The following is a 24,395-nucleotide window of genomic DNA, read 5'->3' on the forward strand; positions in this document are numbered from 1 at the left end:
CAAGGTGCAGATCCTTTATTAAGGACTGAATGTCTAGCGATGGGAGAGCTTAACTCCTGACGGATTTCATTGGCAAAGACAGTCGACAAAAGGCGGGGATTGAAAGCGGAACAGGAAGATAATAGGAGGGTTAAAGCGGGATGATGGGGCTGAGGCTATTGCATAAAAAAAAGTCCTTAGCATTTGCTAAGGACTTTTTTATTATAAGGTTTTTATTTTTAGGTTTCTAAATGAAACACCTCTGGACCAATCCTGTAGTGCTAATTTCCCACTAATATGTTTACCAAACTCTGGATAATCTTTGAAATTACTATGTTTTACCAAATCTTTCCATTTAGCGGAATTAAAATCCATTTCAGCAGTGATTTTACCATTCAGGTAGAACGTTACCTTTCCGTCTTTCTGAATAATACTGGATTCATTCCAATCATCCTGTGCTTTAATATTGACAAAGTTCTGCTGCGGTAGAAATGTATAAAGACAGCCGGAACGCTTTAGCGGCTTATCAAAATCAGGATGGGAATCTGCTAACAATTGATATTCTGGTCCTGAATGGTAGGTCGCATTGATATCCGGTCTTTCCTGTACATTGACAAAAACGCCACTATTTCCCTCTTTTTCGAGCTTCCATTCAAACTTAAACTCATAATTTTTATACTCTTTGTCCGATACTAAGTCATATTTTTGGCTTTCACTGTTTGGATTGCAGTAAATAGTCCCATTTTTAACGACCCAGGCTGTAGGAGCATTTTTACTATTATTGTAGGTATGCCAATTGTTAAGCGTGGTACCATCAAATAGAAGTTGCCAGCCGTTACTTTGCTCTTCTTCTGTTAATGTATTCGGACTGCTTTTTTCATTTTGACAGGAGAGTAAAATACAGCCCATAAAGACCGATAAGATGATTTTTTTGAAAAGGTTTAAGTTTATCATTGTTTTTATTTGTATAAGTGTCTCTTTAATAAGTTTTCCCATTTAATATGTATCCCCTAAAATAATTTTTAATATGAACTTTTGGCGATAATTTCATGTTACTTTGCAAATTTGTTACATAGTACTTCTGCTAATACTCATTCGGAGGTTCACCTATTCTCCTATTCATTTATGAATTTTTAAAACATTCTTTTCCGTCATTTTATAGAATAGACTGGTTCAAGCCCTCTATGTTTTTTGGTCACCTTTCAAGTATAAATGACAAGTTACACATTATAATGATTTGATCACATTTTCAGCATAGTCATTCTCATTTTGATAAAATAACCTTATCAAAATGATAGGATTCGCCAACGCTATTTTGTGGCTTATTTTTTATAACATCTGAATAACAGTGTGTTATGATGTTTTATGGCATAGTGGAACATTGTTTGGCTTATTGGGACAAATGAATGTAAATATGAAAACAGGACGGAAAAGAAAAGTATGTGGCAAGAGTCCTCCGAGAGGGACGATCGGTAAAGCTGCTGGTATGTAATTGAGTTTAACAAAATGAAATCGCGATTCACTAATAAAATTTAACAATGGTAATAACAATCATACTCGTCATAACTGGAATTTTGTTCTTCTGGTTATTCTATAAAATGGTCGATTTTTTCGGCAAAATATGAAAGAAATAATATGAAAGAGAAGCAAGAAAATAAAGGCAGAAGTTCCGCACATAATTTATCGGGAGACCGTATAGCGAAGATCATAGTAGTGGTGTTGATTATTGCAATGATTTTTCAACTCTATATCGGTTAGATTTTGAAGTATAGTTTTACGCACAACATGAAAAAATTAAATCAATACGGTGCAGGTTTGTATATGGCGCTCCATTATAAGGAAATCCGATCAGAGATTAATTTCTTATTGCGGAAGCACAATTTTGCAGGAGCCCTACAGGCCGTTATTAATCACCTTCGGAGCTTAATTATATTGCAAAGTACGGACAAAATTTGCCAGCATATTCATTTCCTCGGAATGATTTATGGGCGAGGAAACCATTATGTCAAATACATTCTGGAAAATCTCTTTGTAAGATCTTTAGGAGGTCTTCGGCGCATCAGTTCGGTCAATGCATGGGCGGTAATCGAAGCTCAGCTACCAATACCATTTTTAGAGGTCCTTAAAGGACAACAAATTCATAATCTATTAATATCAAAGTAAATGACAGCTTTATTTATTGTAGCACTACTGGTTTTTGCATATATCTGTTATGTACTTCTAAAGCCAGAAAAATTTTAATAACAAGATTACTCATTCTCTATCGTCGGCGATGAAATCCCGCTTTCAGTCAGTTCTTTTCGTGTTACATAGCGAAAAGAAGAGCTTGAGGTTAGATGACGATCGGTCATGATACACTTTTTATACAAATCAACTAAAGAAATGAATACAGAGATTCTTGGAATCATAGTGATGTTCATCGTAACATTACTACTCGGACTTCCCCTTGGGAAATATATAGCTAAGGTATATGGCAATGAAAAAACCTGGTTAGATCCATTGTTTCAACCATTGGAACGATTTTTTTATCGGGTGACAGGAATTAATCCTAGCCTCCAGATGACTTGGAAACAGCACCTCGTTGCTCTTTTGACAATTAATCTACTGTGGTTCCTATTGAGCATGGCTATCCTGATGAATATGGGACATTTGCCTTTAAATCCAGATGGGAATCCTGGAATGACTGCTGATTTGGCCTTTAATACCAGTATATCTTTTTTGGTCAACTGTAATCTCCAGCACTATTCCGGTGAATCAGGAGTGAGCTATCTAGGACAAATTTGGCTCATGTTTCTTCAATTCGTTACCGCAGGCGTGGGAATGGCTGCTGCAGTGGTTATTTTCAAAGCTTTTAGGGATAAGACAACAACACAATTGGGCAATTTTTACGATTTCTTTGTGAAGTCTTGCACCCGGATTTTACTGCCTATCTCTGTCTTGGTTGCTGCCATCTTCGTATTCCAAGGCATGCCGATGACTTTCGAAGGTAAGGACAGCATGATTACTGTCGCTGGAGATACCGTACAGGTAAGCCGAGGACCAGTAGCTGCCTTTGTCCCAATTAAACATCTTGGTACAAATGGAGGTGGTTTTTTCGGTGCGAACAGTGCGCATCCATTTGAAAATCCCAATTATTTGACCAATATGGTGGAAATGATTGCCCAGTTTATTATCCCGATGGCGATGATATTTGCATTCGGCTTTTTTATTCGCAAGCGTAAATTTTCATGGATGATGTTTGGTGTGATGACCATTGGGTTTATCATCCTGACAATACCAAATATAAAAATGGAGATGGCTGGAAATCCAGCGATCGCACAGATGGGTATTGACACGTCTATGGGCGCCATGGAGGGAAAGGAAATACGTATTGGTGCAGCGGCATCGGGGTTTTGGAGTATTGTTACAACGATGATTTCGACGGGTTCCGTCAATTCTATGCATGATAGTTACATGCCCTTATCTGGTATGAACGAACTTATAGCGATGATGGTGAATGCTTTTTATGGCGGTGTAGGCGCGGGAATACTCAATTTCTTCATTTTTATTATACTCGCCGTTTTCATTAGTGGCTTGATGGTGGGGCGCACACCAGAGTTTATGGGTAAGAAAGTTGAAGCGCGGGAAATGAAAATTGCTATGATTGTTGCTCTTGCCCATCCTTTTCTAATCCTTGTCGGTACAGCACTTGCTACAGCGTTTCCAGCCCAAGGTGCTTCTACATTGAATAACCCTGGATTTCATGGTTTTAGTGAAATATTATACGAATATACTTCATCCGCAGCTAACAATGGTAGCGGGTTTGAAGGTCTTGGAGATAATACAATTTGGTGGAACATTTCGACAGGTATCGTATTGTTACTCGGCCGCTTTATACCGATTATAGGCCCAATTGCTATTGCGGGATTATTGGCTGAGAAAAAATTTATACCTGAGGGTGAGGGAACGCTAAAAACAGATACAAGTACATTCGGTTTAATGGTATTCGCTGTGATCGCGATTATTGCAGCACTCTCTTTCTTCCCTGCGTTGGCATTGGGTCCAATTGCGGAATATTTTTCCATGTAGTACTTAAAATTAAAGAATTCTAAAAATGAGCGATCAACAAACATTGTTTCAGAAAGAACTTGTACAACAAGCTTTAAAGCAATCTTTCGTGAAGCTAAATCCTAAAATAATGTTCCGTAATCCAGTGATGTTTACCGTGGAAATCGGGACGCTGATTATGGCCGTCGTTTGTCTTTGGATAATGACTGGGGAAAAATCACAAGGTACACTTGGTTATAATTTTACGGTATTTCTTATTCTATTTTTAACCTTATTGTTTGGAAATTTTGCTGAGGCAATTGCCGAAGCCCGCGGTAAGGCGCAAGCAGATAGTCTTCGGAAAACTAGGGAGGAAACTCCAGCAACCCTGCGTGATGGTCGGGTAGTTTCGTCCGCTCAACTGAAAAAAGATGATGTTTTTGTTTGCCAGGCGGGAGATGTAATTCCATTGGATGGGGAGATTATTGAGGGATTGGCAACCATAGATGAGAGTGCAATTACCGGAGAATCAGCACCGGTGATCCGCGAGGCTGGAGGTGATAAAAGTTCAGTTACCGGTGGTACCAAGGTTTTGTCCGATCGAATTCTCGTGCAGGTAACGACAGAACCGGGGGAGAGCTTTTTGGATAAGATGATCGCATTGGTTGAAGGGGCAAGCCGCAAAAAAACACCTAATGAGATTGCATTAACAATCCTTCTGGCAGGTTTTACACTTGTATTTATTATCGTAACGGTGACCTTAAAACCATTTGCGGATTATGCCAATGTTGGTATCACCATTGCTTCGTTTATTTCACTTTTTGTCTGTTTGATTCCAACAACAATAGGAGGTCTTTTATCGGCAATTGGTATCGCGGGAATGGATCGTGCACTTCGTGCAAATGTCATAACAAAAAGTGGCAAGGCAGTTGAAACGGCAGGAGATATTGATGTCTTGTTGCTTGATAAAACTGGAACTATTACGATCGGAAATCGTAAGGCGACAAATTTTTACCCCGCAGATGGCGTCCTGAAGGAAGCTCTGGTACGTGCAGCCACATTGAGCTCCATGGCGGATGAAACACCGGAAGGGAAATCAATTGTTGAATTGGCTGGTGTCGACCCATCGAGCTATAAGATCGAAAACCCTGTATTCATTAAGTTTACCGCTGAGACCCGTAGCTCAGGAATAGACTTTGCACAGACACGTATTCGTAAAGGTGCAACAGATGCTATTCGGAATATCATTGTAAAGGCTGGAAATCTGTTCCCTCAGGAAATAGATGAACGCGTAAAGCTTATCTCTCAAAATGGGGGAACCCCATTGGTCGTTGCAGAGAATGAACAGGTTCTCGGTGTCATAGAATTGCAGGATGTGATAAAACCCGGAATTCATGAACGCTTTGAAAGGTTGCGAAAAATGGGTATCAAGACTGTTATGGTGACGGGAGACAATCCGTTGACGGCCAAATATATTGCGGAAAAAGCTGGAGTGGATGATTTCATAGCCGAAGCGAAACCTGAAGACAAGATGAACTATATCAAAAAAGAACAGCTTGATGGACGATTGGTCGCCATGATGGGGGATGGTACAAACGATGCTCCGGCACTTGCACAAGCCGATGTTGGTGTAGCGATGAACAGCGGTACACAAGCTGCAAAAGAGGCCGGAAATATGGTCGATCTCGACAATGATCCAACCAAATTGATAGAGGTTGTGGAGATAGGCAAACAATTGTTGATGACCAGAGGTACGCTAACGACGTTTAGTATTGCAAACGATGTCGCCAAATATTTTGCTATCATTCCGGCCTTGTTTATTGCAGCAATACCCGCACTTCAAGGTTTAAACATTATGCAGCTCAGTAGTCCACAAAGTGCCATACTATCAGCTGTCATCTTTAACGCAATTATTATCCCATTACTGATTCCTTTGGCATTGAAAGGAGTCGCATACAAACCTATAGGTGCAAGCGCACTGTTACGGAGAAATCTGCTTGTTTTTGGACTTGGTGGAGTACTCGTTCCATTTATTGGTATCAAGGTCATAGACCTACTGGTTTCCCTATTTATCTAATACATTTTTAATAATAAAAGCAAAGATGAAAACTCATATATATCCGGCAATAAAGATTACAATTGTTTTATTGCTCCTGCTCTCAGTGGTATATCCAGCCCTCGTATGGGCAATAGCTCAAATAGCACCCAATCATGGAAAAGGGGAAATGCTTGAGTACAATGGGCAAAAGTATTACAGAAATATTGGACAGGCCTTTACGCGGGATGATTACTTCTCGTCGCGTCCTTCAGCTGTTGGTTATAATGCTGCTGGATCGGGTGGAAGTAACAAAGGACCCTCTAATGGGGAATATCTTTCGGAAGTTAGGGCCCGTATCGATACTTTCTTAGTTCACAATCCTACTGTAAAACGCGAACAGGTACCGGTAGACATTGTTACAGCCAGTGGTAGTGGTTTGGATCCAGATATCTCCATCGAGGCCGCAAAAATACAAATTGATCGTGTTGCGAAAGCGAGAGGTATATCGGTAAATAGCCTACAGTCTCTTGTTGATGCCCACGTTCAGACGCCTTTATGGAATATGTTTGGACCTCGCAAAATCAATGTCCTTGAACTAAATATTGCTTTGGACAAGATGGTTGAAAAATAAAATTGACCTAAAGGGTTATCGATATACATTTTATAAGAACAATTTACATGAAAAAACTAGCGATGTTGGCCTGTTTACTCGCAGGGGCAACACAATTATTTGCACAGCAAGATACGACTCAAAATACCCGATTGTCTATCAGTGGTTACCTTGAAGCATATTACCTTCGGGACTTTAACAATCCACTTGGAAATACACGTCCAGGCTTTGTATATAGTCACAATAGGACGAATGAAGTAAACATAAACTTGGCACTTTTAAAAGCTGCATACGAAACAACAAATACCCGTGCAAATCTTGCTTTAGGTGTTGGTACATATATGAATGCCAACTACGGTGCGGAACCCGGAGTCTTAAAAAATATTTACGAAGCGAACGCCGGTATACGTATCTCGAAAAAACATAATTTATGGATCGATGCTGGCATATTTTCTTCCCATTTGGGCTTTGAAAGTGCTATAGGAAAGGATAATTGGACTGTAACAAGGAGTATTTTTGCGGATAATTCACCTTATTTTGAAACAGGAGCAAAAATATCCTATACATCCGCATCGGGAAAACTATTTTTAAGTGGGCTGATTTTAAACGGATGGCAGCGGATTCAACGTGTAGATGGTAGCAGTTTACCAGCATTTGGGCATCAATTGGTCTATAAACCGACAGATAAATGGACCATCAATAGTGGTTCTTTTATAGGCAGTGATAAAGCGGATAGCGTCAGACAGATGCGCTATTTTCATAACCTATATGCAATTTATCAAATGAACGAAAAGCTGGGAATCACATTCGGATTTGATATTGGAGCTGAACAAAAAGCAAAAGGTAGTTCGAAGTACAATGTATGGTACACCCCAGTGTTAATTGCACGATACGCGACGACCGAAAAATTTAGCTTAACAGCAAGAGGAGAATATTACAACGATAAGCATGGTGTGATCGTTTCTACGACTACAGAGCAAGGTTTTCAAACGTTTGGCTATTCTTTAAATGCAGATTATGCCATTCTTCCCAATGTTCTTTGGCGTACGGAACTACGTAATCTCACGAATAAAGATGCTATTTTCCTTGATCGGACAAATAAGTTGGTGAAAAATAGTGTAACGGCTGTAACAGCACTTACCGTTAGTTTTTAAAAACAATCGTTCCTGCCGTGTGTTGGATCGGCAGGAACCTTCTGAAATGAAAGGCAATAAAAATGGAAGAGAGGAAAAGCGCTGAACACTTTTTGGACCTTATTCGGAAATCGAGAAGAGGTCGCTTCAAACTTTATATCGGTATGAGTGCAGGCGTAGGAAAAACATACCGTATGTTACAGGATGCACATACCCTTTTACAGGGAGGAATCGATGTGCGTATTGGCTATATTGAGACACATAATCGGAAGGAAACACATCAATTGCTCGACGGTCTACCCCTTATCGCCCGACGCCATCTTTTTTACAAAGGCAAACAGTTGGAGGAACTGGACCTTTATGCTGTCTTGAATTCACATCCCGAGGTTGTTATTATCGATGAGTTGGCACATACAAATATTGAAGGCAGTAAAAATACCAAAAGGTGGCAGGATGTTATGGAGATTCTTGAAGCGGGGATTAATGTGATCAGCGCTGTTAATATCCAGCATATTGAGAGTTTAAACGAAGAGGTCAAAGCGATTACAGGTGTTGAAGTACAAGAACGTGTTCCCGATAGTGTTATTGATTCCGCAGATGAAGTCGTTAATATTGACCTTACTGCAGAAGAGCTTATCATTCGCCTAAAAGAGGGCAAGATCTATGACGCGTCAAAAATTCAGGCAGCGCTTCAAAACTTCTTTAAAAGCGAACATATCTTACAATTGCGTGAAATGGCTTTGAAGGAAGTTGCCTCCCAGGTTCAACGCAAAGTAGAGATTGAAGTTCAACCCCAACGATGGGTGCGAAAGGAGCGTTTCCTGGCTTGTATAAGTTCTAATGAAATAAAAGCAAAAAACGTCATCCGAAAAACAGCACGTTTAGCAGGATATTATAATAGCAGTTGGTTTTTGCTCTATGTACAGTTGCCAAAAGAGCGCGGAGATCGGATAGCCTTAAACAAACAACGACACCTGATCAATAACTTTAAACTGGCGACAGAACTTGGTGGAGAAATTATCAAAGTAGAAAGTCACAGTGTGGCAAAAGAGATCATCGCTTTGTGCGAGCTCCGCAAGATCACCACAGTTTGCATTGGAAAACCACGATTATCTCTTTTAAGGATGTTACTTGCTAAGGATACATTTAGCAAACTGCTGGCACAACTGTCGACCGAAGACATCGACCTGATTATATTGTCTTAATGATAAAGACAAATTGTGAATAAGATGAAAATAAAAACGAAACTTACCTTTGGTGTAGGATCACTTTTTCTCATGATCTTTCTACTTGCCGCACTAAGTGGTTGGTATGTAAACCGGTTAAAAAAGGATACCGCAAATATACTGACAGCGAACTACAATACGCTGCTGTACGCCAAGAATATGTTATTGGCATTGGAGGAAATTCCTGTTGAAAAAGCTGCTTTTAATAATTTCCAGATTAATCTTGACAAACAACGGAAAAATGTTACCGAAGTCGGAGAGCAGCAAACAACAAACGCAATTGCCAAACATTTTTTAAAACTGCGAGATAAGCCCTTAGATGTTACTATTGTCTCGTCTATCAGAAAGGATATTGCCTTGTTAATGGAACAAAATATGACGGCAATTTCTCGGAAGAGTATTATTGCGGATCGCACCGCCGAACATGCAATTTTGGTCATTTCATTTGCCGGGGCGCTCTGTTTTATCATTGCTTTTATATTGCTGGTCAATTTGCCGTCCAATATAGCTGACCCCATTGCAAAATTGACAGCGAGTATTCGACAGATTGCAGGACAGAACTACAAAGAGCGTATTCAGGTGCAGAGTGGAGGTGAGTTTGCCGAACTCGTCGCTTCATTTAATTCCATGGCAGAGAAACTTGAAGAATACGCTGAAAGTAAACTTGAAAAAATTTTAAAGGAAAAAAGACGAATTGAGTCTCTTGTTGATCATATGCATGATCCGGTGATAGGCTTCGACGAAGAGCGACGTGTCATTTTTGTCAACGAGGAAGCACTTCGCATCACAAATCTACATAAAGATCAACTTCTCGGAAGATCTGCTTTAGCGGTTTCAGATGAAAATGATCTTGCTAAGGATATTTTTAAAGATCTTTTTCTTCCTGTAGAAAAACGTGAAAAAAATGCTGTTAAAATTTATGCAGATGATAGAGAAAGCTATTTTGAAAAAGATGTTATCGATATCAATGTTTTGCCTACGGGTGAACTTGAGCCAAAGTTTATCGGGCAGGTGGTTATCCTAAAGAATATTACGCCATTTAAGGAACTTGATCTTGCAAAAACAAACTTCATCGGTACTGTTTCGCACGAGTTCAAAACACCTATTGCGGCGATTCAGATGGGGGTTCAATTGTTGGAAAACGAGCAAATAGGTCATCTGAATACCGAGCAGCTCACGTTGTTAAATGGAATAAAAGATGATTCTAACCGCTTGCTTCAAATAACCGGTGAACTGTTAAATATGACGCAGGTTGAAAGTGGTTCTATTCAAATTAACTTACATACGACAGAAATACAGCCTATTATTGAATATGCTATCATGGCAAATCAATTTGCTGCGAATCAAAAAAATATCCACTTTGTTATCGAGGTAGGACCTAATGTGAAAGCTATATTTGCTGACAATGAGAAAACGGCCTGGGTTCTTACAAATTTTCTTTCCAATGCAATACGTTACTCCCATGAGGATTCGCTTATTCGTATCGCAGTGGAAAACAGCGAACTTAAAACAAAATTTATCGTTACCGACAGTGGGCAAGGGATCGAGCCGAAATATCTGGATAAAATATTTGCGCGTTACTTCCGTGTGCCAGGGTCAAAAAAGGGTGGAACAGGACTTGGTTTAAGTATTAGTAAGGAGTTTATAGAAGCGCAAGGTGGCGAAATTGGTGTTGAAAGTGATTATGGCGCAGGAAGTTCTTTCTATTTTTCATTGCGTACTGCGATTTCCGATAATTAATACCATATTAAACGATTCGTATCTGTTCATACAGCACATTATGACAACATAATAAGGACGGATGAGAGGAGAACAATTTTTGAGATTATAAGTGGCGCCGGCAAGCCACTTATAATCTCAAAAATGGATTAATGGTTGACTAAAGCCATAGCACCTTCACTGTATCGTGCTCCGATATTGGGGTATTTAAGAAGTATTTCATCTATTTTTTTTAAATCATCATTCGATAATTGTACATCAAGGGCACCAACATTTTCCTCCAGGTATTTTCTTTTTTTAGTTCCTGGAATAGGAATGATGTCATTTCCCTGTGCCAGTACCCAGGCTAAAGCGAGTTGTATTGGACTACAGTTTTTATCTTTTGCCACTAGGGAGAAGTTGGCGACTAAATGTGCATTGTTCAATGCATGTTCACCTTGATTTCGAGGTAAGGTTCTTCTAAAGTCGTCCGAAGCAAGATCTTCTAAATTTAAAGAATTGGAAAATAATCCACGCGCTAGAGGCGCATAAGGAATTAAACTTATCCCCAATTTCCTTACGGTATGTAAGATTTCTTGTTCTACATCACGTGTAAGGAGCGAATATTCGCTCTGTAAAGCAGCTATAGGGTGTACGGTATTTGCTTTAATGATTGATGCGGGAGATGCTTCGCTTAAACCCAAATACCTCACTTTTCCTTCTTTAACCAATTCTGCCATAGCGCCTACGGTCTCTTCGATAGGAATATTGGGGTCTACGCGGTGCGCATAATAAAGATCTATGGTATCGATTCCAAGGCGTTTTAAACTTTTTTCTACCGCTAATTTTATCCATTCGGGCGAGCCATCGAAATAGGTGTTTGCCGTACCACTTGGACCTGCTATTTCATCTTTAAAGCGAAATCCAAATTTTGTTGCAATAAAAACTTTGTCACGGTTGGGAACAAGCACTTTTGAAATAAGTTCCTCATTGGCACCGTTGCCGTACATATCCGCGGTATCCCAAAAATTAATGCCGAGGTCCAATGCTCTTTCCAATGTTGCAATGCTCTCTTTTTCGTCCGTAGGTCCGTAAGCAAAGCTCATTCCCATACAACCTAATCCAATCGCAGAGAGTTTTTCATTTGTTGTTCCAAGATTTCTATATTTCATAATGATTACATTTTGTTCAATACAAAAGTACATATGGAACAAACGAAGCGAGTTAAGACAATCAAACAGATTGTTATACAATTCAAACAGTATTGCTTCGGACTTGGTTTGGAGACATCCCGGTTTGCTTTTTGAAGAAATTGGTAAAATAGGATGGATATTCAAATCCTAGGCTGTAGGCAATATCCGATACATTCCAATTGGTATGCAGCAACAAAGCTTTGGCTTCTTGGACCACACGGTTTGCAATATGTGTACTGGTGGTTTTGCCTGTGGCTTCTTTTACCGACCTATTGAGGTGATTGATATGAACCGAAAGCGCATGCGCATAATCTGCTGGGCTTTTCAATTGCAGGCTAAGTTGAAAGGTATTGATTGGAAATTGTCTTTCTAACAGCTCAAGAAATAGTCCCGATACCCTGGTCGATGCATTGGTATATGATCCAAAACTCGCTGCGGGACTCGATTTCATCGTTTCATGAATTAGAAGATGTAGATAACTTCGCAACATATCATCTTTATGGATATAGCTCGAGTTCATTTCAACCATCATCTTTTGGAAGATTGTAGAAATTTCTGCTAATTGTGTTTCATCCGGAAAATAAATCGGATTGCTACCTATCTTGAACAGGGGAGAGTCTTTTAGACTTTCTATCCGTTCACTATGCTGTATAAATTCTTCTGTAAATACACAATACCATCCGGATTGTTCTGAGGATTCGGGTTCCCAAGCATATGGAACAACCGGATTCGCAAATAACATGGCAGGTCTATCGATTTGTATCCACTTATCTGCGTAATATAGTTTTCCACGCCCTATGATAAGGGAGGTTTTATAAAAATCGCGGCGATTGTACGGAGAGACGACAGTACAGGATTCCCTGCTGAAAACATTGAAATGCCCAATTCCCGTATTATTTAGCGGCAAATCCAGATGAGTTAAACCTGGTTGCCTTTTGTAAAAATCTGTCACACTTTCGGCTGATTTCATATTACTAAATTAAAAAAAGAGAAACAATCCTACGTCATAAACGGATCAGTTTCTCGAAAATGAATTCGAATATTTAGTTAGCCAATGGCATTTTATTTGAACTGTTTGTGATTTTGTTACTATTTTTGAGGGTATCCAATAATTGATTTTTTATCACAAGGATATCCTTTACATATTGCGACCATGATTAAAATTTATCATAATAAAAATTGTAGTAAGAGTTGTAATGCATTGGAGCTGCTACAGCATCAAGCTGTGGATATAGAAGTACAGGAGTACTTAAACGATGTTCCGACGAGAGGCCAATTGATTGAATTATTGGGTCAACTTGCTTTAAAACCTTTGGAACTTATCAGAAAAGGAGAACCGGTCTTTCAGGAAAAATTCCAAAATCTTCACTTGACAGATGAGCAATGGATCGATGTGATGCTGGAGTATCCGATCTTGATTGAGCGCCCTATCGTTGTAAAGGACGGTGTAGCAGTAATTGGTCGACCTATCGAAAAAGTTTTAGCACTCATTGGTGCTAAGTGATGATGCTGGCTTGATTGTTGTGTTTTCCGTTGTATGAAACATTTTTTGAATATAGCTGCAGCCGTGTTGGATGTACTTAAATTTTTTTTCTAATCACTAATTTTGGCTTTTTTTTGAACGGTTAAAGATATCTCCTATGATATTATTTTAATCGACATGATTTAGTGGGTTATTTTTTTAAAGAGGCTATTTATGCTTACACCGACTTTATCAGGGTCTTGTTGGTGTATCCCATGGCTGTATCCTGGTAAAAGAATCAGTTCACAATTGTTATTTTGTTTGATTAGATTTGCATAGTGTTTGATTCGAAGCTGGTCATAGGCATCAAACCAAAATCTATCATTTATTCCCAATTTACTGTTCATTTCTTTTTCATATCGCTCGATAGGTCGATTGTAGGCGATGAATACGGTAACAGGGATATTTTTTAGAAGCGGTAAATCGGCATATTCTTTAAAAAAATGTTTTTCGCTGACTGCCAGCTCTCTTTTCATTTCCAATTTTACACCCTCACCAAGGTTTTTGTCGTTTATCATATCTGAAAGCATTTTTACCCAGAGTTGTTGGTAACCTATCTGGCTATTTGATGTTTCAGTAGCAATTGCGTCTTCTGTTTCTGTTAACATAAAATCGGTAGGATCGATGAGGACTAAGCCGGCAATTTCATCCGGATATTTAGCTGTAAACAGCCTAACAAAAGCTCCGCCCAGCGAATGCCCGACGAGTAAATAGGGCGGTTTAATTTCTAAAGCGGATAGGATTAAATGTAATTTGTCCACGACATCTTGGTCAGATTTTAAGGATGGATCAGGATCCGAATTTCCTAAGCCATTTCTGTCATAACTGAAATACGGTATATTACTCATTAATTTGGGAAAAAGGACGGAAAAATTGTTCCCGCTCATGCCGATGCCACTTTCAAAAATGACGATTGGCTCGTTGGCTTTTCTTTTTTCCAACCCCTTTACCCAATAGGATGTTCGTATACCTTTAATATTAGCCGTTTCCTGCGCATACGTTTGTATGCCCCCAATGGAAACGAAGAATAGCATGATCGTCCAGGTTTTCATATTTATTTTAAAGTTCAAATGAAAGGATGAATTTTCGCGTTTACCGTTTATTTATTAGTCCTGCAATATGTTCTTTAAGGTCATTGGTTGATTGTAGTCCAATGTCCGAAAATTGGTAATCATTTAGCATAAATTGGTGGAAGGTATCTTGTTCCAACAATATGGTTCTACCTTTTGAAAGGTTGTAAATTTTAGTGTTAATTACGCTAATATCATGGTTTTCTTGCGTAAATGCTATAAAATCAATACGATAATCATCCCGTATTAAAGTGCCCTGACCAAAATAGTCGGGGTGGTTTCTTGAGACATTTCCAGCGTAAATTTTATTCGTTTGAGCTAAAGTCATCATAGACTCCTGCGGGGTTAATTTAACGACAATATTGCAGAAAGAATAATATTCCTTGTCATGAGGAGATTTGGTTACGCTAAATGTATAAATGATATAATTATCTGCTCCGAGCGATAATGAATCTACGATCACTTTGGTTCCTAAAGCCTGATAGGGTTTGACGTGGAAGTTGAAATTTTGTAGCGGTAAAATGTTGGCCTGCGGCGGTACCTTAGTATTATCTTTTTCGAGAAAATAGTTTGAATCTTTTACTTGTCCAATACTATTTTGAGAAAAGCAAATCAAGAAGACGATCCATATTCCTATAATTCTATGCATTGTTTTTATTTTATTGGTTATCTGATCCTGTCTAAAATAAATACATAATCATGTATCATGATAGTGCTATTCGGTCAATATAGGGTTTACCTCGGTTAGTCAATATTATTTGTCGGTAAGCCCACATGCTTTTGGTGTATATGGCGTGGGCTTCTTTAGGACCCTATTTTAATGTGTTGTAGTTAACGATAAGATATTCTTTATTTGTACAATATGCCTGGTATTGTGATGAATAATAAAGCGAAATATATCTCCTAAACGGAGCTGTATCCAGTTGCTGAAAGATAGCCTAATGCGAATTTTAGTTAAATCTTTTGACCTTGCCTTATCGAGTAGATGAAGTAGTCTATTTTGCTGTTCTAAAAAAACTGGAATCGGTTCGGCGCTCTGCATAAGATTTCTGGGATCCATTTTTCGAAAAGTTTTGATCTTTTTTTCCTTATCATTTGGTAAAATAGAATTAGCAAAATAGTTTCCTAAAAAACCGCTTTTGAAATCAACATTGTGGCCAAGATTGCTTTCGGATATTTTTTTTGTGATTTCAGGTAAATAGAAACTTCCGTACAGATTCAGGTGCTGTATGCATTCGAGGATATTCCAGGACCCTTCATGAGGTCTTTTACGTAATGTCTCCTGAGAAAGGGCTTCTAGGGAATTGACAAATGACATATGTTCTTGTACTTGCTTTTCCAGTTGATCAAGTAGTTCTAATGAATTACATTTCATCTTTTTTTTGATAAAATACTCGAAAATAAATTGGAAAAAAATTGATTTAACTCAAGATTTACTGATTCTTGATAAAGTTTCGGGACTCATTCTAAGATAATTGGCGATATGCTTATTAGGAATTAGTTGAAATAATCTAGGATTTCGTTTAATGAGTCTTTCATACCTGTTTTTTGGGGAGTCCAGCAATAGATCTCGTTCTCTTTCAAGCTGCTGTAACACCAACTGTTCCAAGATAGTTATATATAAATTTGTGTTTTCTGAAGTGGAATAGATAAAATTCATAAAATCTTCCTTCTCGGCGATTAGCATATCTGTTTTCTTTATTGCCTGAATTGCATAATCCGAGTAGCTACCATGAATAAAAGAATCCATAGCTACAATGAGATCTCCATCATATCCAAAGCGAATAATCTGTTCATGATCTTCCTGAAAAATAGAGATTTTGATGCTGCCTTTTTTTATGAAATAAATCTTTGAATCAATCGAACCATTCATTTTAATGTATTCGTTCCTCCTAAAAGAAATTTCTTTTTTAAAGATGCGAGGTGATATGAGATCTAACAGCTTATGCATACACGTTGGATTTAATTGAATCATTAAAGGTCTTCGAAATTAGCGATTGTATTGCTGTTTTCAAATATTGATTATTGAGCTACAAATATCGCCAAGTTTTGACCTAATATGGGTTCCAGATTTACCGGTTGAATAATTATGTGCAGATTTACGGTATTAAATGAAAACATGGAATATGTTTTCACGATTTTACAGATTTAAATACTTAATTAAATAATTTTAGTGTGAAAAGAGTCCTTGTTATCCTGTTCATTTTGCTGGTTTCATTTTTAATAGCGGCGTTTTTTATCAAAGTCAATAAGAGGGAAACCTTGCTCTATAAGATACAGCAGTGGGTTACCTACGATACAGCAGATTGGGAAAATTATGAAAACAATAAACAGCTACTTGCCGCTGGGGCTACCGAAGTAACGACGACTGAAGTGGCAGCTGTAGAAGATGATCTATACCCGATTGATACAAATCGCATATCGCCAGAATTTAGGGCTTTAGAAATCGAAAAAATTAGAAAGACAGATTTTGGACGATTAGTAATAGCGAAGTTACCACCGGATCATGAGGATGCACAAATCGCATTAATTCATCTCACGGATCGTAAATTGACCGATGTGATAATCAATCAGAAGATTAATATTAAAGTTGGAACTTGTTTTGAAAACCCAAAAACAGCAGGTAATTATCGTTGCGTGAGTTGTATGATTTTACTTTACAATCGAGAGAAGAAAAGTTGGGTGGAGGCTCCAAACGGTGAAAATTTCTTGAAAAATGCCTATGATTTTTACCAGGCGTCTGAAGGAGATATTTGGCAAGCACGCGACTTGTCCATGAGTATTCCCTATGATTATGCGCTTGTAGCAAAATATAGTAAGTAAGATTTCTTTTAAGTAGTTAATATCAATACCGTTATGTTTAAATTTTTAAGAGAATTATTGAATGCGGCAAAGGAAGGTGTGCATGAAGCCAAAGATGAACTGACTTTGAAAGCCGAAGAGAAAAAAAGGGAGGATAGTTTAGCAATTGATAACAATATACTTCTGGATATTCCTTATGAAGAACAGTTTGGTAATGCATTAGGAGCCGCATTTAGAGTCATTGTTTTTGGGGACTGGTTTACGGTATTCGGAAGTACAGGAGATGATGGAAATTATCCGATTCACTTATATCAATTTGGAAATTATCCCAAAATTGATCAATATAGAAGTGATTTTATCAAATTATTAAAAAGAGATTTTGGTATAACAGATACAGACAGCTGTCTTGAAATGTTGAGCTCATATTTTACCTTACTTGGAATAGAAAAGACAGGGACCGCATTGGAAGAAAAAAACGGCAAAATCGATACAGCCGTTTGGGATATCTCCAAAGTAGGGGTGAATGCCTTTGTTGTTGCTGTAGCAAGTCATATTACGACATCCGCAACGGACGTTGGATATCTATCAAAACCTGTGGCATTAGATGTTCTCAAAAAGTTGTCAGTATATGCGAAAAAGCATTTTAGTGATTGGTTGCTATTTTCCGATCATTTTATGGAAGGAGAAGATCAAGTTGGGTTAAACAGTAAAATTGGGAAATCTTACTTGAAAAGGTATATTGGGTATCTTAAAGAAAAGAAAGGAAGTCCTTGGAATAATGTCGCATGGTGGAATGGTAATCATTCCGTCTGAGTGTTGTCTCATGTGGCCTTCACATCCACTACATTTTACGGCTTTGGATTTGCGCTATCAATTGGAACAACAAATCGCTCAGAAAGAAATCCGCGACCATAGCTATCTCGAAAGATTAGATGCTATCGAGAAAGATGAAGGGGGAATTCCTACGTTCTATGTAATTTGTGTCAGTTAATTTCCTTTTTTATTGGAATAAATGAATTTTAAAGGCATTGTTTTGGTTATCAGTTGTGTGTTGATCGTTGTCGTGTTGACACAAGTCTATAAGAAAAATGTAACTAAAAATTATATATACGGTGTTAAAAAAAGCTATGAGATGAATGATCATTTTGAAACAGATAAATTAAGAAAACTGTCGTCACGACCCTTTCTATTTGGTATAGAAGATAATCTGTTAAGTGACGAAGATTATTTTTTTGATGAAAATTATTTCTACGCTGTCGGTCGAAGAGGCGGGGCAGGTAGATCCTTTAGGTTAGTGGATATCATTGAACTTCGTAGGACATCGACTCAAATTAATAATCACTATATCTGGCAAGTTGTCGTTCAATTGGATAGTAAGGGACAGTCCATTTTCAGTTTTACGCATAACTATTCCCTCTGGAATAGAAATTTCTATGTTTTTTATCAAAAAATACGGGAACTAAATCCACATGCAATTAAATCAAAATGGAGTTTGTGGACGATGTAACTTATGAATTAGGAAATTAGGTGTGCCTTCGCTTATCCCCATCAGATGATTATTCACCGATGATTTTCTTTGTTTCACCGAAATAGATTAAGAGAAGTCCCTATTGCCATCTATATTTAAGACGTTTGAACAATTCGTGTTCGAGATCTAATTAGATTACTTTGGTTCGACATTTAATTTTTATGATTGAGATTTTATAAAGACTTTCAGATGATGAGTACGTTAATTAATGCTGGTTCTCTTGTGTTTGTGTTTTGTTTCGTAATTGCAATTGGGAGGTCTCAGTCTCAGATTCCACAAGCGAAGATGCGTTTGGCTAATATGTCATCCTATTCATTATTAATGGAAAGTGCGGGGAAAAATTTGAAGGACAAGCGCTACCAAGCTGCTCTGAACGATTTTAAAGCTGCTTTTATACAGAAAGATTCGATAGGAAAATATGATTACGCCAACGCGATGGTGGCAGCGGCGAATGTAGACAGTGTGGACTTGGCAATAGCGTGGTTTGAGGAAGGAATTAAGCTGGGACTTGGAATAACTGATGATGAGTACCGGTATTTTTCATCGGCCGAGGAATTTCAAAATTTAAAAAAACAAATTGCCTATCAAAATCAATTGGATCGGCTATCAACACAGGTAGCGCAGTTGAAAAAGCGACAAGCTGAGGCTAAACGTGAGTGGTTAAAAAAGATTCAACATAATAGTTCAAGGGGGGCAGGTGAGGTGGTCAAATCAGGCTTTGTTTTATATTGGAATCAAATGGGCGATAGTCTTGTACCATATTTGGTCTATCTACCTGCGGAGCTTAAAGATAAAAACAACGTAAGAGCTATCGTCTACTTACATGGTGGTGTCTCAAGTGTCACTGAGTTCCAGTTCGAGGACCCAAGTGTAGCGGATGAGCCGATTTTTAAATTGGCAGATCATTTGGGATTTGTTGTAATTTATCCATTTGGAAAAAAATCGTACGGTTGGGTACGACAACGTTCTGCCTTTCAACAGGTGTTAGCAATTACCGAAGAAGTCAAACTAAACTATTTACTGAATAGCAAAGAAATTTACCTTGGTGGAATGTCTAATGGTGGTACAGCCGTTTATTGGTTTGCCGCTCAAAGTAATACACCATTTAGTGCCTTCTTCACATTATCTGCCGATTGTGAACTCGTTATTGAGCCGATCGATTGGGAACGGCTACACAGCGATAGACCAATATATTCTTTTCACACGGCTGACGATACCATCTATCCAATAGCGAAGATCAGTGCTGTCTACGCTAGCCGAAAATCACCGGCTTGGCATCTTCGGACACTGAAGGCTGGTGGCCATGGGTTCATTTATGACCCCGTGAAAGGCCATGAATTATTCATGCAGTGTATTACTGAAATGCTGGAGGAAGTTCATAAAACGAGATAACCGATAAAGTGGTAGGGGTATAAAGAATCCAGTATCAACGTTTGATTTGTATAGAAAAAGTTGGCGTAACTAAAACCGTATTTTAATAGCTTTTGTTATCCTAAGTAAAACGTTATGGGTAAATTACAATTATTGATCATGAATGTGTTGGTAGTTTTTCTGTATGGAGCTTGTCAATTACCTCAGCGCCCGCCACAGTCCAGTACAAATGAATCTAAGCACAAGGCACAGGATTTACCTTCTAACGTAACCTTTTTTGGTGGTGGCAGATCTAAGGAAATGAGTATGGTATCAGGGAAAACGGATACTATTTTCATTTCAGTCCATCAGGCGGATTCGGTTCTTATCAAAATAAAAACTCCCACGGATACAGCCAATGTACGAATTAGTCAGCTTTTTATGCCCGATGGTTCGGCTGATGGCCCCTTTGGCCAAGAGCTTGCCTATAGATTTAAAGATGTTGGCCAATATCATATTACGGTGAATGAGAATAAAATGATAGGGAATCATTACTCAGGGCCTTATGTAGTACAAATTGTGCCAATAGTTCAATCTTTCTAGGCTACTCAACATCACCTGTGTACTTGATCGTATTATTCACGTAAAGCGCTGATTTTTTAGCATCATATTTATAGTTATCCTTTTGGTAAATGTCGTTTTCGACTTTATCCAGGATAATGGTTTTTTTACTGTCATCAGGTAAAAATAATTCTAGCTTTGATTTATCCTCGCTAAGGACAACAAAGGCACTAATGACAGCTTTTCCTTCTTCTTTCTCCGTTGGATTTAGGCGTAAGCCAACATTGAATACCTGGATACATCCTTGTTTGATCTCACTCCAAGTTTGTCCTGCCGCGACTAAACAACCGTGCTCATCCTTGCTGCCGCCGATCGATGGAGTTGCTTCTTCCTTACCTTGGCCAGCTGTTTCTTTGGATTCGCTGTTCTTGGGGGCATTGTTACAAGATGTAAAAGTAACAAGGCTCATGACTATAAATGCTAGTTTTCTCATTTGAATCGGTTTTTATATATTTCATGATATTCACACAATAAATATACCACAGTCGTCTGTTTATTCTTTAATCGACCTTTTACGGTAGGCTTTCATCCTTTCCTTAGCTATAGGTGCAGCTCCGCGGTATCGCAGAAAAATGTGTGCAGCGTAAGTCAATATTGTCATAGGACAAGTCGAATTTCTGTATAGTTTATTAATATTGTGGTGCCGCGCAATGTGATCTTTTGTATCAGAACATTGGACGGAATGATTTTAAACCAATGTAGATAGACAAAAGTATTCTTATCATTTAAAACATCCTATGAAACATAAAGATCGTCCTGTCAAAAATTTGGTTTCGGTTATTTTAGTTGAAAAACAACTAGCCGATGTTTGGAAATACTGGAATGATGCTGATGCAATTATGCAATGGAATATTCCATTTGACGATTGGCACTGTCCTGCTGTTCATATTGATTTTAGAGAGGGCGGGATGTTTAATTTTAGAATGGAACAAAAAAATAGCCGCGAGGGATTTGATTATGTAGGAGTATACGATGAGATTATTTGGATGGAGTATATTGAAAGTACCAGTGGAGGGAGAACGTGTGTTGTTGAATTTCAAGCGATTGATAACAATACGATTATCCGGGAAACTTTCGAACCTGATACGTTTACACCTTTGGACCTACAACAGTCTTTTACCGATGGGGTCTTGCTAAGTTTTAAAAAATTTATAGAAAACAAATCGTTGTAGAAGCGTGTTGCTACTGACAGAAATATAGACTTTATAGAATAAATTATGCGTGAAATAGAATCGAAAAGCGGTTATGCACCTGCTAATGGAATAAAACTTTACTACGAAATATTCGGCACAGGAAGGCCTTTAGTATTGATTCATGGCGGAGGTTCCTCTGGATTCTCTGATTTTGAAGAGACAATAAAAAGATTGCATGATCAGTACCAGTTGATTGTGATAGACCTGCAAAATCATGGAAGATCCGAACACAGAACCACCCCCGAAACCTTCGAGCAGGATGCGAAAGATATTTCGGCTGTTCTTGACTTCTTTTCTATCGCAAAAGCATCATTTTTTGGCTTTAGTAATGGAGCGACAACAGTTTTGAAATTTGCGACGATGTATCCGGACAAGGTGGAAAAGCTGATTGCAGCATCGGGAAATACCAAAAGAGAGGGACTTTTAGATGGTTTTTTTGAAAGTATGAAGCTTCAACAATTAACGATATACCACCTTTTCTCAAAGAGAACTTTATGAAGCTGAATCCAGATCCGGAGAAATTTCGAAATATGTATGAAAAAGATAGCCAGCGCATGATAAACTTTAAAGACTTCGAAACGGAATCCTTAAGGCTTTTGACCTGCCCGGTATTTTTGATAGGGGGAGACCAAGATGTTGTAAAAACGACACATCTAGCTGCCATGCAACAGCAGATTCCTCATGCCCGACTGCTTATTTTACCGGCTAATCATGGGAACTATATGATGGCTGATTTTAATGGCGATGTAAATGACCAATTGATCGATTTTACACTAGGACAAATACAGCATTTTTTGGCACCCAATTGAAACCTGTTCAATCGAATAAGTTCGCGCCAAAGGTTTATCGATAATTACGCATATTACGTTCCATCTTACGTATGCGCTGTTCGTTTTTTCCGTCAACACGAGATGCAACCGCCCAAATGGCTGCGGGTATCCAACCCAGTATGGTCATCTGTAGGATCAAACAGAGAATGCCACTTAGAATCTTACCGCGTAAGAAAAACGATAACCAAGGAAGTAAGACTGCTATTAATATCATAAATAATAGGGTTATAAACATTAAAATACAAAAGTACGGTATTCACCATTAAAAATCGCGAATAATATCAATTAAAGCAAATTAAGTTATTTTTTTGTTTGGTTGTAATGTGTTGATAATTAATGTGTAGTAGTTTTGTGTTGGTAGAATAGGTAAATGTTAAGAAAACTTAAAATATGCCTTCCGACAGATGAATTTTAAAATTTTAAGGAGGTGTGGCACCAATGTTGATGTTCCCCTGTCGAATATTTTAGATGCAGATTACATAGAATAAATGACGGAAAACATGGGAAACAACAATAGTATTATTGAAAATTTAGACAGCAAATATCGTGGATATCTAGAGGATGAGGGGAAATGGCTCAATGATGGATTTAAGAATATTTTCATCGATGGGGAACCAAGTAAAGCAAATCTGAAAACATCGGTTTATCTTATGTTACCCCAAGAGATCAGAGAATATGTCGATCAGTTGTTGCCCAACGATTGATTATAAATTATACCCGCAAATCGTTTAAAGTAAAAGTTTACTAGAATCAGTTTTTTCTGATTTTAGTAAACTTTACTTGTTTAAACAGGGGAGAGCAGACCACATCTCCATTAAATACCATATTCTTTCACGGTTTGGCAAATTTGCTCTTTTTGTTTTCGGCTTAATACGTTCAACATGGTAAGGATTTCTTTACCTTGAAAAGTCTCAAGCTCAAGTCTAGGACCCAACCAATTGCTTTCAATAATACGGATATTAACGATTTGAATGTAGGGCACGAATACCAGCGCATCCAAATCTGCTAAAGCCCACATACTCCCGGTCTTCTTTTTAATCCGTTTAAAATACAATCCTTTTTTATCTGTTCGGGCTCGGATGATCTTCCTGCTGCTCTTTAGAAGAAGGCAGCCGCCGATAATAAAAGATAAGTGGAGCAACAGCATAAATAATGAGACTAAAAAGCGAAATACATCTTTAAAGTCAAGTACCATAGCACTGAAATTCTCTTTAAATGAATCATTCGGATGATAAGCGATGAAACATGTAGATATCCCCATTAAAATCAAGATACTACCGATGATAATGGATCGCCAATTAGGTAGGTAATAATTAATAAAGGTTTCACTGTCTGTGGCTGCTAATTTTCTCCTTTTCATATCTAAATATAGGGACCTTATAAATTGACCGTACAGAAGACTTACAATTCGTTCAAAAGCATTTATAATTCGACAACTGTTGTTATAAAGGCATGAAGTCTGTTTTTGAAATTATTATGAACTTGTTTATTGGTCGCATCGAAATCCATGTTACGGAAGATTGGACCACTGTACATCTGCTATCTGGATGAGGTCGACACGAAAGAGTTGCGATAC

30 protein-coding genes are annotated in these 24,395 nt (G+C 38.2%); 20 read left to right on the forward strand and 10 right to left on the reverse strand.

The window, feature by feature from the left end; genetic code table 11:
• Positions 1-201: 201 nt before the first annotated feature.
• Positions 202-933 carry a 3-keto-disaccharide hydrolase gene (locus L1283_RS14455; RefSeq protein WP_075994866.1) on the reverse strand — a complete coding sequence of 244 codons (732 nt, stop codon included), beginning with the start codon at positions 931-933 and terminating at the stop codon, positions 202-204.
• A 681-nt stretch (positions 934-1,614) separates the two neighbouring features.
• Between L1283_RS14455 and L1283_RS14460 the strand changes: the two genes are divergently transcribed.
• From L1283_RS14460 to L1283_RS14500, 9 genes are all read left to right on the forward strand, one after another.
• On the forward strand, positions 1,615-1,737 hold the full coding sequence (locus tag L1283_RS14460) for a hypothetical protein (protein ID WP_257786997.1): 123 nt from the start codon (positions 1,615-1,617) through the stop codon (positions 1,735-1,737).
• A gap of 27 nt (positions 1,738-1,764) precedes the next feature.
• A complete protein-coding gene (locus tag L1283_RS14465) occupies positions 1,765-2,142 on the forward strand; it encodes a DUF7674 family protein (protein WP_075993229.1) in 378 nt (125 codons plus the stop codon).
• Positions 2,143-2,220: a potassium-transporting ATPase subunit F gene (locus L1283_RS14470; RefSeq protein WP_075994865.1), complete on the forward strand. Its 78-nt coding sequence runs from the start codon at positions 2,143-2,145 to the stop codon at positions 2,218-2,220. It begins immediately after the preceding gene.
• A gap of 141 nt (positions 2,221-2,361) precedes the next feature.
• Positions 2,362-4,047: a potassium-transporting ATPase subunit KdpA gene (gene kdpA / locus L1283_RS14475; RefSeq protein WP_075993228.1), complete on the forward strand. Its 1,686-nt coding sequence runs from the start codon at positions 2,362-2,364 to the stop codon at positions 4,045-4,047.
• Positions 4,048-4,072: 25 nt separating this feature from the next.
• Positions 4,073-6,082 (forward strand): potassium-transporting ATPase subunit KdpB, encoded by a 2,010-nt coding sequence (kdpB, locus tag L1283_RS14480; RefSeq protein WP_145327077.1) that lies wholly within the window; start codon positions 4,073-4,075, stop codon positions 6,080-6,082.
• Positions 6,083-6,107: 25 nt separating this feature from the next.
• The gene (locus L1283_RS14485; protein ID WP_088162078.1) at positions 6,108-6,674 is read left to right on the forward strand and encodes a K(+)-transporting ATPase subunit C; all 567 of its coding nucleotides are present in this window, start codon (positions 6,108-6,110) and stop codon (positions 6,672-6,674) included.
• Between the two features lie 47 nt (positions 6,675-6,721).
• A complete protein-coding gene (locus L1283_RS14490) occupies positions 6,722-7,807 on the forward strand; it encodes a porin (protein ID WP_088162077.1) in 1,086 nt (361 codons plus the stop codon).
• Positions 7,808-7,869: 62 nt separating this feature from the next.
• Complete coding sequence (locus L1283_RS14495; protein ID WP_075993224.1) at positions 7,870-8,991, forward strand: histidine kinase; 1,122 nt, start codon at positions 7,870-7,872, stop codon at positions 8,989-8,991.
• A gap of 24 nt (positions 8,992-9,015) precedes the next feature.
• Complete coding sequence (locus L1283_RS14500; protein WP_075993223.1) at positions 9,016-10,752, forward strand: HAMP domain-containing sensor histidine kinase; 1,737 nt, start codon at positions 9,016-9,018, stop codon at positions 10,750-10,752.
• Between the two features lie 128 nt (positions 10,753-10,880).
• Here the strand turns inward: L1283_RS14500 and L1283_RS14505 are convergent, their stop codons facing one another.
• Together L1283_RS14505 and L1283_RS14510 are read right to left on the reverse strand one after the other, a co-directional pair.
• A complete protein-coding gene (locus L1283_RS14505; protein ID WP_088162076.1) occupies positions 10,881-11,882 on the reverse strand; it encodes an aldo/keto reductase in 1,002 nt (333 codons plus the stop codon).
• 82 nt (positions 11,883-11,964) lie between these two features.
• Complete coding sequence (locus tag L1283_RS14510; protein WP_088162075.1) at positions 11,965-12,873, reverse strand: helix-turn-helix domain-containing protein; 909 nt, start codon at positions 12,871-12,873, stop codon at positions 11,965-11,967.
• A 183-nt stretch (positions 12,874-13,056) separates the two neighbouring features.
• Here L1283_RS14510 and arsC point away from each other — a divergent pair, with 183 nt between their 5' ends.
• Positions 13,057-13,407: an arsenate reductase (glutaredoxin) gene (arsC, locus tag L1283_RS14515; RefSeq protein ID WP_088162074.1), complete on the forward strand. Its 351-nt coding sequence runs from the start codon at positions 13,057-13,059 to the stop codon at positions 13,405-13,407.
• A gap of 161 nt (positions 13,408-13,568) precedes the next feature.
• Here the strand turns inward: arsC and L1283_RS14520 are convergent, their stop codons facing one another.
• From L1283_RS14520 to L1283_RS14535, 4 genes are all read right to left on the reverse strand, one after another.
• Positions 13,569-14,477 carry an alpha/beta fold hydrolase gene (locus L1283_RS14520; protein WP_145327079.1) on the reverse strand — a complete coding sequence of 303 codons (909 nt, stop codon included), beginning with the start codon at positions 14,475-14,477 and terminating at the stop codon, positions 13,569-13,571.
• Positions 14,478-14,517: 40 nt separating this feature from the next.
• The gene (locus tag L1283_RS14525) at positions 14,518-15,144 is read right to left on the reverse strand and encodes a hypothetical protein (protein WP_088162073.1); all 627 of its coding nucleotides are present in this window, start codon (positions 15,142-15,144) and stop codon (positions 14,518-14,520) included.
• Between the two features lie 168 nt (positions 15,145-15,312).
• Positions 15,313-15,870: a DinB family protein gene (locus L1283_RS14530; protein WP_429626280.1), complete on the reverse strand. Its 558-nt coding sequence runs from the start codon at positions 15,868-15,870 to the stop codon at positions 15,313-15,315.
• 51 nt (positions 15,871-15,921) lie between these two features.
• The gene (locus L1283_RS14535) at positions 15,922-16,446 is read right to left on the reverse strand and encodes a Crp/Fnr family transcriptional regulator (protein ID WP_088162071.1); all 525 of its coding nucleotides are present in this window, start codon (positions 16,444-16,446) and stop codon (positions 15,922-15,924) included.
• A gap of 224 nt (positions 16,447-16,670) precedes the next feature.
• Between L1283_RS14535 and L1283_RS14540 the strand changes: the two genes are divergently transcribed.
• The 6 genes from L1283_RS14540 (at position 16,671) to L1283_RS14565 (ending at position 20,778) form a co-directional block, all read left to right on the forward strand.
• A complete protein-coding gene (locus L1283_RS14540; RefSeq protein WP_145327080.1) occupies positions 16,671-17,318 on the forward strand; it encodes a hypothetical protein in 648 nt (215 codons plus the stop codon).
• A gap of 33 nt (positions 17,319-17,351) precedes the next feature.
• Positions 17,352-18,110, forward strand: coding sequence for a DUF1266 domain-containing protein (locus tag L1283_RS14545; RefSeq protein WP_088162069.1), 759 nt, complete (start codon positions 17,352-17,354; stop codon positions 18,108-18,110).
• A 10-nt stretch (positions 18,111-18,120) separates the two neighbouring features.
• Complete coding sequence (locus L1283_RS14550; protein WP_158638787.1) at positions 18,121-18,288, forward strand: hypothetical protein; 168 nt, start codon at positions 18,121-18,123, stop codon at positions 18,286-18,288.
• A 21-nt stretch (positions 18,289-18,309) separates the two neighbouring features.
• Positions 18,310-18,804, forward strand: a complete 495-nt coding sequence (locus L1283_RS14555) for a hypothetical protein (protein WP_088162068.1) — start codon at positions 18,310-18,312, stop codon at positions 18,802-18,804.
• A gap of 210 nt (positions 18,805-19,014) precedes the next feature.
• Entirely contained in the window at positions 19,015-20,217 is a 1,203-nt protein-coding gene (locus tag L1283_RS14560; protein WP_145327081.1) for a hypothetical protein, read from the forward strand.
• A 114-nt stretch (positions 20,218-20,331) separates the two neighbouring features.
• Positions 20,332-20,778, forward strand: coding sequence for a hypothetical protein (locus L1283_RS14565; protein ID WP_088162066.1), 447 nt, complete (start codon positions 20,332-20,334; stop codon positions 20,776-20,778).
• Position 20,779: 1 nt separating this feature from the next.
• Here L1283_RS14565 and L1283_RS14570 read toward each other — a convergent pair whose 3' ends face one another.
• Positions 20,780-21,229 (reverse strand): hypothetical protein, encoded by a 450-nt coding sequence (locus tag L1283_RS14570; protein WP_145327082.1) that lies wholly within the window; start codon positions 21,227-21,229, stop codon positions 20,780-20,782.
• A gap of 304 nt (positions 21,230-21,533) precedes the next feature.
• On the opposite strand from L1283_RS14570, the gene L1283_RS14575 reads away from it, so the two are divergent.
• From L1283_RS14575 to L1283_RS14585, 3 genes are read left to right on the forward strand one after another with little or no spacing between them, the layout of a single operon-like run.
• Entirely contained in the window at positions 21,534-21,968 is a 435-nt protein-coding gene (locus tag L1283_RS14575; protein WP_088162064.1) for an SRPBCC domain-containing protein, read from the forward strand.
• A 45-nt stretch (positions 21,969-22,013) separates the two neighbouring features.
• Positions 22,014-22,487: an alpha/beta fold hydrolase gene (locus tag L1283_RS14580; RefSeq protein ID WP_429626281.1), complete on the forward strand. Its 474-nt coding sequence runs from the start codon at positions 22,014-22,016 to the stop codon at positions 22,485-22,487.
• A complete protein-coding gene (locus L1283_RS14585; protein WP_429626282.1) occupies positions 22,484-22,798 on the forward strand; it encodes an alpha/beta fold hydrolase in 315 nt (104 codons plus the stop codon). Before L1283_RS14580 ends, L1283_RS14585 begins: the two co-directional genes overlap by 4 nt.
• A gap of 34 nt (positions 22,799-22,832) precedes the next feature.
• Here L1283_RS14585 and L1283_RS14590 read toward each other — a convergent pair whose 3' ends face one another.
• Complete coding sequence (locus L1283_RS14590; protein ID WP_075994862.1) at positions 22,833-23,033, reverse strand: YqaE/Pmp3 family membrane protein; 201 nt, start codon at positions 23,031-23,033, stop codon at positions 22,833-22,835.
• 286 nt (positions 23,034-23,319) lie between these two features.
• Here L1283_RS14590 and L1283_RS14595 point away from each other — a divergent pair, with 286 nt between their 5' ends.
• A complete protein-coding gene (locus tag L1283_RS14595) occupies positions 23,320-23,523 on the forward strand; it encodes a hypothetical protein (protein ID WP_145327083.1) in 204 nt (67 codons plus the stop codon).
• Between the two features lie 110 nt (positions 23,524-23,633).
• Here the strand turns inward: L1283_RS14595 and L1283_RS14600 are convergent, their stop codons facing one another.
• Positions 23,634-24,179, reverse strand: a complete 546-nt coding sequence (locus L1283_RS14600; protein WP_088162062.1) for a hypothetical protein — start codon at positions 24,177-24,179, stop codon at positions 23,634-23,636.
• Positions 24,180-24,395 lie beyond the last annotated feature (216 nt).

The organism is Sphingobacterium sp. HSC-15S19, from assembly GCF_050433745.1.
Lineage (GTDB): Bacteria > Bacteroidota > Bacteroidia > Sphingobacteriales > Sphingobacteriaceae > Sphingobacterium > Sphingobacterium siyangense.